The sequence below is a fragment of the Pontibacter roseus DSM 17521 genome (genome assembly GCF_000373265.1).
In the GTDB taxonomy this organism is placed as follows: domain Bacteria; phylum Bacteroidota; class Bacteroidia; order Cytophagales; family Hymenobacteraceae; genus Pontibacter; species Pontibacter roseus.
Map to the genome: position 1 here is coordinate 390,503 of NZ_KB890761.1, position 12,394 is coordinate 402,896.

12 protein-coding genes are annotated in these 12,394 nt (G+C 53.4%); 10 read left to right on the forward strand and 2 right to left on the reverse strand.

Translation table 11 applies throughout. The features are described 5' to 3' along the window. Positions 1-63: 63 nt before the first annotated feature. The 9 genes from B051_RS0101760 (at position 64) to B051_RS0101800 (ending at position 8,464) form a co-directional block, all read left to right on the forward strand. A complete protein-coding gene (locus B051_RS0101760; protein ID WP_018476456.1) occupies positions 64-1,263 on the forward strand; it encodes a thiolase family protein in 1,200 nt (399 codons plus the stop codon). Positions 1,264-1,409: 146 nt separating this feature from the next. Next, positions 1,410-1,844 carry a hypothetical protein gene (locus tag B051_RS22660; RefSeq protein WP_026236128.1) on the forward strand — a complete coding sequence of 145 codons (435 nt, stop codon included), beginning with the start codon at positions 1,410-1,412 and terminating at the stop codon, positions 1,842-1,844. A gap of 120 nt (positions 1,845-1,964) precedes the next feature. Further along, the gene (truA, locus tag B051_RS0101770; protein ID WP_018476457.1) at positions 1,965-2,732 is read left to right on the forward strand and encodes a tRNA pseudouridine(38-40) synthase TruA; all 768 of its coding nucleotides are present in this window, start codon (positions 1,965-1,967) and stop codon (positions 2,730-2,732) included. A 1-nt stretch (position 2,733) separates the two neighbouring features. Then, positions 2,734-4,041, forward strand: a complete 1,308-nt coding sequence (locus B051_RS0101775) for a cystathionine gamma-synthase family protein (protein WP_018476458.1) — start codon at positions 2,734-2,736, stop codon at positions 4,039-4,041. 222 nt (positions 4,042-4,263) lie between these two features. After that, complete coding sequence (locus B051_RS0101780) at positions 4,264-6,033, forward strand: ABC transporter ATP-binding protein (RefSeq protein ID WP_018476459.1); 1,770 nt, start codon at positions 4,264-4,266, stop codon at positions 6,031-6,033. Then, positions 6,030-6,551 carry a hypothetical protein gene (locus B051_RS0101785; protein ID WP_018476460.1) on the forward strand — a complete coding sequence of 174 codons (522 nt, stop codon included), beginning with the start codon at positions 6,030-6,032 and terminating at the stop codon, positions 6,549-6,551. Before B051_RS0101780 ends, B051_RS0101785 begins: the two co-directional genes overlap by 4 nt. Positions 6,552-6,676: 125 nt before the next feature. Then, positions 6,677-7,252 (forward strand): TetR/AcrR family transcriptional regulator, encoded by a 576-nt coding sequence (locus B051_RS0101790; protein ID WP_245539555.1) that lies wholly within the window; start codon positions 6,677-6,679, stop codon positions 7,250-7,252. A 35-nt stretch (positions 7,253-7,287) separates the two neighbouring features. After that, positions 7,288-7,740: a hypothetical protein gene (locus B051_RS0101795; protein ID WP_018476462.1), complete on the forward strand. Its 453-nt coding sequence runs from the start codon at positions 7,288-7,290 to the stop codon at positions 7,738-7,740. Positions 7,741-7,798: 58 nt separating this feature from the next. After that, complete coding sequence (locus B051_RS0101800; RefSeq protein WP_018476463.1) at positions 7,799-8,464, forward strand: hypothetical protein; 666 nt, start codon at positions 7,799-7,801, stop codon at positions 8,462-8,464. Positions 8,465-8,589: 125 nt separating this feature from the next. Here the strand turns inward: B051_RS0101800 and B051_RS0101805 are convergent, their stop codons facing one another. Both B051_RS0101805 and B051_RS0101810 read right to left on the reverse strand, forming a co-directional pair. Continuing rightward, positions 8,590-9,009, reverse strand: coding sequence for a hypothetical protein (locus tag B051_RS0101805; RefSeq protein ID WP_018476464.1), 420 nt, complete (start codon positions 9,007-9,009; stop codon positions 8,590-8,592). A 134-nt stretch (positions 9,010-9,143) separates the two neighbouring features. After that, on the reverse strand, positions 9,144-10,928 hold the full coding sequence (locus B051_RS0101810) for an ABC transporter ATP-binding protein (protein WP_026236129.1): 1,785 nt from the start codon (positions 10,926-10,928) through the stop codon (positions 9,144-9,146). A gap of 149 nt (positions 10,929-11,077) precedes the next feature. Here B051_RS0101810 and B051_RS0101815 point away from each other — a divergent pair, with 149 nt between their 5' ends. After that, positions 11,078-12,178 carry a Glu/Leu/Phe/Val family dehydrogenase gene (locus B051_RS0101815; RefSeq protein WP_018476466.1) on the forward strand — a complete coding sequence of 367 codons (1,101 nt, stop codon included), beginning with the start codon at positions 11,078-11,080 and terminating at the stop codon, positions 12,176-12,178. The last annotated feature ends 216 nt before the right edge of the window (positions 12,179-12,394 follow it).

The following is a 12,394-nucleotide window of genomic DNA, read 5'->3' on the forward strand; positions in this document are numbered from 1 at the left end:
AAGGGGTTGATTTAACTTGCAAAGAGTTGCAAAATTAGACAAAGACCTGTAAAACAAAAATCAATGAGCACAGCTTATATAATTGATATTGTCAGAACTCCTGTCGGCAAGTTTGGCGGCACCCTGAGCAGCGTCCGTCCAGACGACCTGGCGGCGCACGTCCTCAAGGAGTTGCTGGCCCGCAACCCGCAGCTGAACCCCGAATTGATAGAAGACGTGGTGCTGGGAGCGGCCAACCAGGCGGGTGAAGACAACCGCAACGTGGCCCGCATGGCGCTGCTGCTGGCAGGGCTGCCCTACAGCATAGGCGGCGTGACCGTGAACAGGCTGTGCGCCTCCGGCCTGCAGGCCATCATGGATGCCTCCCGCGCCATCACTAGTGGCGACGGCGGTGTATACCTGGCCGGTGGCGTGGAAAGCATGACGCGCGCACCGTTCGTGATGGCCAAAGCCGAGACGCCTTTCGCCCGCACCGCCGAAATCTACGACACGACCATCGGCTGGCGCTTCGTCAATGAGAAGCTGTCGGCGATGCACCACCCTTTCACCATGGGAGAAACAGCCGAGAACGTGGCGGAGCGTGAAGGTGTTTCACGTGAAGCCCAGGACGAGTTCGCCCACAGTTCACAGCTCAAGTACAAGGCAGCCGCAGAGGCCGGCAAGTTCAAAGACGAGATAGTGCCTGTGACAATACCGCAGCGTAAAGGTGAATCCCTAGTGTTTGATACCGATGAGCATCCGCGTCTATCTACAGTAGACAAACTGGCGACTTTATCCGGTGCTTTCAAAAAAGGGGGCTCCGTGACGGCCGGTAACGCATCCGGTATAAACGATGGCGCGGCGGTTTCTCTAATGGTGAGCGAGGAGATGGTGAAGCGACTGGACCTGAAGCCTATGGCCCGTGTGGTGTCCATGGCAGTAGCCGGAGTAGAGCCTGCTTACATGGGGATGGGGCCGGTGCCGGCCACGCAGAAAGCCCTCAAGCGCGCCGGCCTCACCATCCAGGATATCGGTCTGGCAGAGATTAACGAAGCCTTCGCCGCGCAGGCTATACCTTGTGTACGCGATTTGGGTATAGACCCAGCCATTGTGAACGTGAACGGCGGCTCCATCGCCATCGGTCACCCGCTGGGCGCCAGCGGCACCCGCATCACAGCCACACTGCTGCACGAGATGCAGCGTCGCGACAACGTCAGGTATGGCTTGGCCACCATGTGCGTGGGCGTAGGGCAGGGCGCGGCCGTCATCTACGAGAAACTTTAGCATCACCTGCTTATTTGAAAAGGCCATTCTGTGGAAACAGAGTGGCCTTTTTTGCTTTTAGGCTGGGCGGCAAGAATATCAGGTATGGCTATATAGGTTTATGGCATATATTTTGTCCTGATGCCTTCAAACAAATTCTTAAGCTTATGAAAAAGGTATTGACGGTAGTACTGATGGCCATATTGGTGGCTTTCGGAAGCGAGGCGGCTCTGGCTAAGGACCACGACCACGGGAAATGCAAAGACAAAAGGCATGGGAAAACGAAAGTGGTATACGTGGATAAAAAACACCGTTCCTACGATGACTGCAGGCACTGCAATAGCCGCTACGATAAGAAGCATAGTCACAAAGGGAAAGCCTATGGCCACCGCCACGACGACCGCGACCGCCGGTACGATGACCGGTGGAAGGACAGCAGAGACAGGCGAAGCGATGGTAGATGGGACAACGACAGGGACTACGACCGCCGGGACAGGACAGCCGACGTGCGTAGAGACGACCCCAGCAGCCGCAGAGACCGGAACCACGACCTGGCCAAGGTCATCCTGGAAGAGAGGCACAGAAGCGGCAACAGACGCTAGCGAACCTTGTTTACCTGATGAATTGCCCAGACGCTGCACCTAAGCAGCATTGAAGAAGACCACTACCCTAGTTTAGAAGGCTGCCTGCACACAGGCAGCCTTTTTTGCTATCTTTGCTTCATGCGGTATTTTTTAGAGATAGCCTATGACGGCACTCGTTTTCATGGCTGGCAGGTACAGCCCAACGCGCTCTCGGTGCAGGAGGTGTTGGACGATTGTTTGAGCAAAGTGCTGCGCCAGCCCATCAGCTCCACAGGCAGCGGTCGCACTGACACAGGCGTGCATGCGAGTCAGCAGTTCGTGCATTTTGATGTGGAGCAGGAGCTGGACCCCGAGCAAGCGGTCTACCGCTTCAACCGCCTGTTGCCGGCTGATATTGTGGCGAAGAATCTATACCTGGTCACCAACAAGGCCCATGCCCGTTTCGACGCCTTTGAGCGTACCTACCATTACCACATCACTTTAGCCAAAGACCCATTCAAAAGATACTACGCCACGTACCTGCCGCGTTCCGTGGATGTGGAGAAGATGAACGAGGCGGCCGCTATTTTGCTTCGTTACGAGGATTTCACGACCTTTAGCAAAGTCAAAGGCGACACCAAGCACTACCTCTGCCACATATACGAAGCCGTGTGGCGACAGCAAGGCGACGAGTTGGTCTTCAAGATCCGAGCGAACCGTTTTCTGAGAGGTATGGTACGATTGGTCGTAGGCACTTTGCTGGACGTAGGTCGCGGCAAACTCACCGTAGCCGGTTTTGAGCGGATTGTGGCCAATCAGGACCGCAGCAAGGCCAGCGGCGCGGCTCCTTCCGAGGGGCTATACCTGGCCAGGGTGACCTACCCGAAGCATATTTTCAAGACATCACCCAAAACAAACCCTTTATAGCATGCAATTACCAGAAGACCAGAACGGTCCCCATTTGAACGGCAAACACCTGCGCCCCGAAAGTTTGATGATGAGCTACGGGTATAACCCGGAGTGGTCAGAGATGGCCGTGAAAGCCCCGATTTACCAGACGTCTACCTTCGTTTTCAAAAACGCGGAAGAGGGCAAGGCTTTTTTTGAGCTAGCGTATGGCCTGCGTGAGAAGCACGCTGAAGAGCAGCTTGGCCTCATTTACAGCCGCCTCAACAATCCCGACCTCGAAATCCTCGAGAACCGCCTCCGCTTCTGGGACGGTGCCGAAGAGGCAGCCGTGTTCGCCAGCGGGATGGCTGCTATCAGCACCACGCTGCTGGCTCTACTCAAGCCAGGCGACTTGGTTTTGCATAGCGAGCCCATCTACGGCGGTTCTGACTATTACATCAAAAACATCCTGCCAAAGTTCGGTGTGAAGAGCATGGGCTTCCGTGCCAATACCCCGATTGAGGAGGTAGAGCAAATGCTCGAGGAATCAGGTATGGCCGACAAACTGGCGATGGTATACTTGGAAACCCCAGCAAACCCAACCAACCACCTGGTAGACATTGAGGCCTGCGCCGCCATGGCCAAAAAGCACTCGACTGTCGACAAAAAAGTAGTCGTAGCCGTGGATAATACGTTCCTGGGGCCCGTGTTCTCGCACCCGCTCAAGCACGGCGCCGACCTCGTGCTCTACTCTGCTACCAAATACATTGGCGGCCACTCCGACCTGATTGCAGGAGCCTGCGCCGGTCCGGCCGACCTGATGAAGCAGGTAAAAGGTATGCGTACGTTTATGGGGTCGATGGCGAGTCCGTGGACAGGCTGGATGCTGATGCGCAGCTTGGAAACATTGAAAATCCGGATGGAGTGTCAGGCACGCGGTGCCGAAGTGGTAGCCACCTACCTGAAAGAGCACCCGAAAGTGGACAAGATTTACTTCCTGGGCTATTTACAGGACAATCCGCAGCAGCAGGCCATTTACGACAAACAGTGCAAGGCGGCAGGCTCTATGATTTCATTCGACATCAAAGGCGGCGAGAAAGAAGCCTTCACGTTCCTGAACAACCTGAAAATCATCAAATTGGCCGTGAGTCTTGGTGGCACTGAGTCGCTGGCGGAGCACCCGGCTTCTATGACCCACTCCGACATCAGTCCCGCTGACCGCGCCGTGATGGGCATTGGCGAAGGAATGATTCGTATCTCGGTAGGTGTGGAGCATCCAGAGGATATTATATCGGATATTGCACAGGCCCTGGCGAAAGTGGCAGTTCCTGTGGAAGAAGAGGTATAGCATACATGCAATCAATGCGAAAGGCCGGGCTGAGAGTCCCGGCCTTTCCTGTTTTGGCTTTGTCCCACCAGACAGCCAAGAAAGCTGCAAACTATACCTTTCCCGCACCTCACTAACCATAAAACCATTAACTTTACAGCCGGTTATGAACAGACGGCCGTACAGAAGAAACTGTGCCTGAAAAGCGTTTTGGCAACATAGCTCTAAAGCTGATTAATCTGATTGGAAGATAAACCACAAAATACGGGCAAGGTATTCGATGCGGACGTGCTGCGGCGGCTCTTCACGTTTGTGAAGCCCTATGCGCGCACGTTCTACTTCATCGTGTTCCTCACCTTCGCCTCGGCTATACTGGCAGCGGTGCGCCCCTTCCTCATACAGTATACCGTCGACAATGAGATTCTCCAGAACGACTGGGAGGGCCTCAACCGCATGTTCGTCATACTGGGCGTGCTGCTGGTGGGGCATGCCATTGTGCAGTACCTGCATACCTATTTTGCGGGCTGGCTGGGGCAGCACGTGGTGCGCGACATCCGGGTGCAGCTCTACCGGCACATTCTCAACCTGCGCCTCAAGTTCTTTGACCGCACGCCCATCGGCACGCTCGTGACCCGCAACGTGTCCGATGTGGAGACGCTCTCCGACGTGTTCAGCGAGGGCCTAGCCGCCATGATTGGCGATATTCTGCAGCTGGTGTTCATCCTGGGCTTCATGTTCTACATCGACTGGGAACTGGCGCTGGTCAGCCTCTCCACGTTCCCCATCATGCTCATCAGCACCTACATCTTCAAGGAGAAAATCAAGGACACCTTCCAGGAGGTGCGCACGGCGGTGGCCCGGCTCAACTCCTTTGTGCAGGAGCATATTACGGGTATGAGCATCGTGCAGATTTTCAACAATGAGAAGCGCGAGATGGAGAAGTTCCGCGAAATCAACAAGGAGCATACCCGCGCCAACGTGCGCTCGGTGCTCTACTACTCGGTGTACTTCCCGGTGGCGGAAATCATTGGCGCGGCGGGCCTTGGCCTGCTGGTATGGTATGGCGCACACGGCGTAATTGACGATGACGTGTCGCTGGGTACACTGATGGCCTTCATCCTCTACATTCAGATGTTCTTCCGCCCCATACGCATGATTGCCGACCGCTTCAACACGCTGCAGTTGGGCGTAGTAAGCACGGAGCGCCTCATGCGCCTGCTCGACAGCAAGGAGCTGATTCCGGACAACGGCACCTATGCGCCGGAGAGAATCAAAGGCAACGTGAGCTTTAAGGACGTATGGTTCGCCTACAAGGACGAGGAGTGGGTGCTGCGCAACATCTCATTGGATGTGAAGGCCGGCGAGTCGGTTGCCTTTGTGGGGGCCACGGGTGCCGGCAAAACCTCGGTTATCAACCTGCTCAACCGTTTCTACGAAATCAACAGCGGCCAAATCCTGATTGACGGGCACGACATCAAAGAGTATGATTTGAGCGTGCTGCGCCACCACATCGGCGTGGTGTTACAGGACGTGTTCCTATTCTCGGGCACCATCGCCGACAACATCAGCCTGGGCAACAAAGCTATCACTGAGGAGCAGATGTGGCACGCCGCCGACCTGGTAGGCGCCCGCAAGTTCATCGAGCGCCTGCCGGGTGGGTTGCACTACCAGGTGATGGAGCGCGGGGCTACGCTCTCAGTTGGGCAACGGCAGCTGATTTCCTTCGTGCGGGCCATGGTCTACAACCCGGAGATTATCATCCTGGACGAGGCCACCTCCAGCGTTGACTCTGAAACCGAGGAGCTGATTCAGTACGCCATCGACCAGCTGATGCACGGGCGCACGTCCATCGTCATTGCCCACCGGCTGTCCACTATCCAGAAGGCGGATAAAATCATTGTGATGGACCGTGGCGAAATCAAGGAAATAGGCAACCACGAGGAACTACTGCGCCACGAAGGGTACTACGCCCAGCTCTACCACATGCAGTACAAAAACATGATTGATTTATGAGTAAAAAATTCGTGCTGGTGATGTTCGTGCTGTCCATCATCGTGGCGGCTTTATATGCCTACTTGGGTGGCTTCAGTTCTGCCACCGTGTCAGAGGTGAACTCGCAACAGCTGTACGTGGCCGGGCGGGCGTTCAATGGCTCCGTGAAAGACGAGCAATTGAACAGCGTCTTCCGGCGGGCGGCCGAGGTGCTGGACAAAAAAGAGCTGGAGGGCGTGCTGGGCAACATCTACTACAACAACCCTGATGAGAGCAGCGACAGTATAAACGCCTTCATCGGCGTCATCATACCGGACACTGCCGCCCAACTGCCTGCCGACTATGAACTGCGCAGCGTGCCGGGCAACCGTCGTGCTTTGCGTAGTGAAGTGGACGCCCATTACATGCTGGCCCCGAACAAACTATACGAGGCGGTTTTCGACTACGCCGAGGAGCAGAAACTGGCGCTGGAGACGTTTTACGTGGAGTGGTTTCCAGAGGAACGCAAAGGCGTGGTGGAGGTGCCGATAAAGGAGTAGCTTACGCTTGGAAGTATAGATTTATGCTATATCTTTGGCAAGAGGGGCGGGCCATACCTTCCCCTTTTAACTTTAGGCGCTAAGGGTAATTGGGCAAAAAGGCAGAAGCGAAAAAAGAGCTGATATTGGAGGCAGCCAAGTTGGTATTCGGCAAGATGGGCTACAGCAAGGCCACCTTAGACGATATCGCGCACGCCATTGGCCTGAAGAAGCCCACGCTGTACTATTACTACAAGAGCAAAGAGATGCTCTTCATCGAGGCCTTTTCGCAGGAGTGGAAGGACAGCCTCTACCGCATCAAGAAAATAGCCGAGCAGGAAGCAGACCCCCGCGAGCGCCTGCTGCGCTACATCCGTTCCTCGTTGCGCTACTACCAGGAAATCGTTACCCACCACACCATCTCCATCCAGGTGCTCATCGATACGCGCAGCCTGTTCCAGGAACTATTCAAGGAGTCGCGGGCCAAGGAGACGAATTTTTACGCCTCCGTCATCAAAGAAGGTATAGCCAACGGCAGCTTCATCGACTGCGAAGCCGAGCGCGTGGGCTACTCCATCATGGTGGTCAAAGACCTGATACAGTTCGAGGAGTTCCAGCGCGCCCTGTACCACAACCTTCCCTCCATCGATTTCGAGAAGATAGAGCGCGAGGTGCTCTTCACGGTGAACCTGATTTTGGAAGGTATAAGGGTGAAGGGGTAGCCAGGCATTCAAACTAGCAAATCAATTGAGCCTGTATGAAAGCACTACAATACACCTTGGTTCTGGCAGTTAGCCTCATTTCACTCATCGCGCTGCAAAGCTGCAAAGAAGATGACCATAAGCTTCAGCTACGTTTCTATTACCAAAATAACAGCGACAGAACCCTTGTCATCTATCATTACAGAACTAATGGGCGGGTAGAGTATTTTAAGATGGCCCCTCAAGGTTCAGTGCAGTTTTTAAACGTAAACTCAGAAGGAGAAAAGCATCACCAACCTACAGACTTTGACAAGTTCTTCCAGCAAAACCCCGTCATCGATTCAGTGTACGTCATATTTGACTTAGAAAGGCTACAGCGCTATACCTTGAACGACGGTAAACCAAGAAGTATATTGGATGTAGCGAATTACCAGTCGAGCGAGAAAGGAAAGAATACCTTCGAGTTTATGTACGAATTTGCCGAGGTAGATTATGAGGGAGCGGAATAATCAAGGTGATAAAAGAGAATGTATAGCGTGCACAACCGCTTTCAAGTCAATACACATAATGACCTTTCAAAAAACCTCAGCAACTCTCTTTCTACTCATGATTTTGAGCGGCTGCATCGGCTCAACCCGGCACACGGCTATACCTGGCGGATACCCCAAAGCATTTCAGGCGAATGACCGCATACTGGTTGGCACCATCCCAGGACTTTCAACACAGCGCTCGCATCAGCTTTATCAGCAACTGGAGCAGGCGTTTGGTCAAAAAGGTATAGCGACGGCCTATATGGCAGAGCAGGAGTATGACCTGGCCCGACAAGGTATACAGCCGAATGCAGCGCCAGATTCAGCTACTTTGGCGCAAATGCGAAAGGCGGGCTATACCTATTACCTGGAACTGGCCGTAGGGAATGTGGCTTCAGGTATGGGCTATGCACGGACAAGCGCGCAGGAGCAAAAGGAGATACAGCAAGGCTACGGCACAGTCGGGGTGGATGACTCGAAAGCTACGGTACACTTCGAACTCCATTCGACAGACCAGAAAAAGCAAATCTATACCTTGGCTACAACCACCAAACTGAGCGGGGTAACGCTGCCTGGCAACAAGTACGAAGATGGGTATAGGAGTAGTAGCACGGTTAATCTTTCCACGGAATCGCGCGCCACAGAAAGGGCACTCAAAAAAGGAGTTGCAGCGCTTCTGGATAATTGTAAAGTTGCTCAGTAAGGTATAGCGCCACCAAATACAAAATGCCCCATGCAAGCAAATCACTTACACGGGGCGTTTTTATAAAGGCCTGTTCAGGATTCAAATCTCAGGATGGGGTGCTGTGTCTTGGGCAGTTAAGGAGTTTAGCCCTGCGGATGGCTGGCTTTGTATTCGTCCAGCTTTGCCTTGAGCGCGTTCACATCGGCGTGGTGGCCTTTGGCTACCTCTGCCGCGTCCAGCTCGATGAGCATGTTCTGCATCTGCTTCAGGTAAGCGGCTTTGTCTTTCTTGAGGCACCCCTTCTGATGGTCCTTGCAGGTGCCGTCCTCGTCCATGGGTTTGAACATGCTGCCCTCGCCATAGATGAGCCACTGGGGGTTCAGGTCGTGGAAGTGTTTGAGTATAGCCACCAACTCATCTAACAGATAATTCTTCCCGCATATGATGTTCTCGAGGACCGTCTCGTCACTGCCCGTCATGCTCAGAAGCTGTGGCATCTCCAACTCCTTCAGGTTTGTGTAGAAACGAAACCTCTTGCCGATTTGCTGTAAGTCAATAGCCATAGAATGATAGTTATAAGGTTATGTAAAAGTGCTATACGTACTTATAACAGAATCTGTATCAAAAAATTCCCGTGCGGATAAGAGGAGGTGCAAAAATAGCTGGGTTCAGTGCTAAAACAAGATTCTGTAGAAGGCTATTGAGAGTCTTCGGCCTGCAGCTGGCGTTCGTAAAGCACCTTGTAGAGACCCTGCTGCTGTATCAGCTCCTCATGCGTGCCGTGCTGCACAATAGCGCCGTCGTCTAGCACCAGAATCTTGTCCGCCAGTTTCACCGACGATACCCGGTGGGAGATGATGATGGAGGTGCGGTTTGCCATGATGCGGCGCAGGCTGTTGAGTATAGCGTTCTCCGTTTTCGTGTCCACAGCCGAGAGCGAGTCGTCCAAAATCAAGATGCTGGGCTCCCGCACCAGCGCCCTGGCAATGGACACCCGCTGCTTCTGCCCGCCAGACAAAGTGATGCCACGCTCCCCCAACTTGGTCTCAAACTGCTCCGGGAAGCGCATGATGTTCTCGTACACGTCTGCGTCCTTGGCCGACTGCACCATCTGCTCCTCCGTGATGCTCGGCAAACCAAAGCCGATGTTATTGCGAATGGAGTCGGAGAAAAGGAACACGTCCTGAGGCACGTAACCAATCTGACTGCGGAGGTTCTCCAGGTTGTAATCGCGCACGTCCACGCCGTCAATCAGGATTCGCCCGCCGGTCACATCGTACATGCGGGGCAGCAGCGTGGCAATGGTGCTCTTGCCCGAGCCGGTGTTACCAATCACCGCCAACGTCTCGCCGTGGTTGATGCGGAACGAGATGTTCTTCAGCGCATGGATGTTCGTGTCCGGGTATACAAAGTCCACGTTCTCAAAAACGATGTCGCCTTGTATTGGCCGTATAATGTTCTTGCGGGAAACGATATCGGTCTTGGTGTGTAGGAACTCGTTGATGCGGGCCTGCGAAGCCGCCGCCCGCTGCACCAGGCTCGCCGTCCAACCCAGCGATGTCACTGGCCAGGTAAGCATGTTCACGTAGATGATGAACTCCGCGATGTTGCCCGTCGTGATGCTGCCGTTGATGACCTCCTGGCCGCCGATGTACACCGTGATGATGGTGCTCAGACCCACCAGGAACAGCACCAGCGGAAAGAAGAGCGAATTCACGAAGTTGAGCTCCAAAGACTTATCCTTGTAGTTGTTGCTGGCTTTTGTGAAGTTGTTGTGCGAGTCATCCTCCCGCACGAATGATTTGAGCACCCTTATACCTGAGAAGGCCTCCTGCACAAAGGTGGTGATGCTGGAGAGGCTGCGCTGAATCTCGTCAGACTTGCGCTCAATGATGTTGTTGACGTAGTAGATGCTGATGGCCAGGATAGGCAGCGGAATCAAGGTATAGAGTGTGAGCTTCACGTTCACCGACAGCATATAAGGTATAACCATCAGGAACAGGATGACCAGGTTGATGCCGTACATGATGGCCGGCCCCAGGTACATACGCACCCGGCTCACGTCCTCGGAAATGCGTGACATCAGGTCGCCGGTGTTGTTCTTGCGGTAAAAGCTGAGCGGCAGGCTCTGGTAGTGCTCGTAAATCTCATTCTTCAGGTCATTCTCTACCAGGCGGCTCATCACAATGATGGTCTGCCGCACAAAGAACAGGAACAGCCCCCGCAGCAGCGCCATCACCAGAATCACCACGCCGTACACGAGTATGCTGCTGGCGAAGGTATCGTACACCGTTTCCTGCTGCGCCATACCTTCGTACAGGTTGTGCAGGTTGATGCCCTCCTTGATGAGGTTGAAGGCGTGGCGCACCACCTGCGCCGGCAAAATCTGGAAGAAGTTGGAGATGATGATAAACACCACGCCCCAGAAGAGTCGGTATTTATACTTGAGAAGATATTTGTTAAGGTAACGGAGTGATTTCACAGCAAAGGGATGAAGCTCAGAGGCTTTTACGTAGAGTTACAAGGTACAAATTGAATAAATCAAAAAAAGAATTAATTTTGCAGCGTGAAACGGGGGTATAAGCTGCCTCAGCCTCACAAATATAGAATAACCCTTAATCAAAATCATAAATGGTCGAGTTAAAAGAAGTTGAACTGAAGAAAGACAAGTCGGTCTTTGGTCAGATATCGGAGTACAACCATGAAAAAGTGGTTTTCTGCCATGATCATGAGACAGGCTTGAAAGCAATCATCGGCATCCACAACACGGTGCTAGGTCCTGCCCTTGGCGGTACCCGTATGTGGGCGTACGCTTCTGAAGCGGAGGCGATAGACGATGTGTTGCGTCTTTCAAGAGGTATGACTTACAAAGCAGCTATCTCCGGTCTGAACCTGGGCGGTGGCAAGGCAGTCATCATTGGCGATGCCAAAAAAGACAAGAGCGAAGCTTTGATGCGCCGCTATGGCCGCTTCGTGAAAAACCTGAACGGTGCCTATATTACCGCTGAGGACGTTGGAACGACCACCAAGGACATGGAGTACATTAAGATGGAAACCGACCACGTGGCTGGTCTGCCTGAAGCAATGGGCGGCAGCGGGGACCCATCTCCGGTAACTGCCTACGGTACCTACATGGGTATGAAGGCAGCTGCCAAAAGAGCCTACGGTTCTGATTCACTTGAGGGAAAGAAGATTTCTGTGCAAGGCGTAGGCCACGTAGGTGGTTACCTGGTAGAGTTGCTTGCCAAGGAGAACGCTCAGATTTTCATCACAGATATTTACGAAGACCGCCTGCGCGACATTTCCTCCAAGTACAAAGCCAAAGTGGTAGGTATGGACGAGATTTACGATTTGGATGTAGACATCTATTCTCCTTGCGCATTGGGTGGAACGGTGAACGATGACACCATCAACCGCCTGAAGTGCCAAATCATCGCCGGCTCGGCCAACAACCAGCTTCGCGAGGAATCCGTGCATGGACCGGCGCTGGTGAAGAAAGGCATGCTGTATGCGCCAGACTTCCTGATAAATGCAGGTGGTTTGATCAACGTATACTCTGAGCTGCAGGGCTACAACCGCGAGAGCGCTTATGCCCAAACTGAGCGCATCTACGGCTATACCCTCGACATCTTCGACCTGGCTGAAAAAGAAGGCATCCATACGCAGCTGGCCGCTACCAAGATGGCTGAGCAACGTATCAACAGCATCGGCAAAGTAAGGTCCACGTACTAATCGACCTGTAGTAGTGACATAAAAGAGAACAAAAGTGCTGCATTAACCTGTGGCACTTTTGTTTTACACCAGTACCAAAGCCCGGCAGGTATAGGCAAACATGCCCAGCTTGCTGCGTATAAGCTAAACCAGTGGCGATTGCCACACCCGGTGCCCCGGCATCAAAACCAGTAATAACACAATAACCAATACGTTCTTTAAAATACAATTATGCTC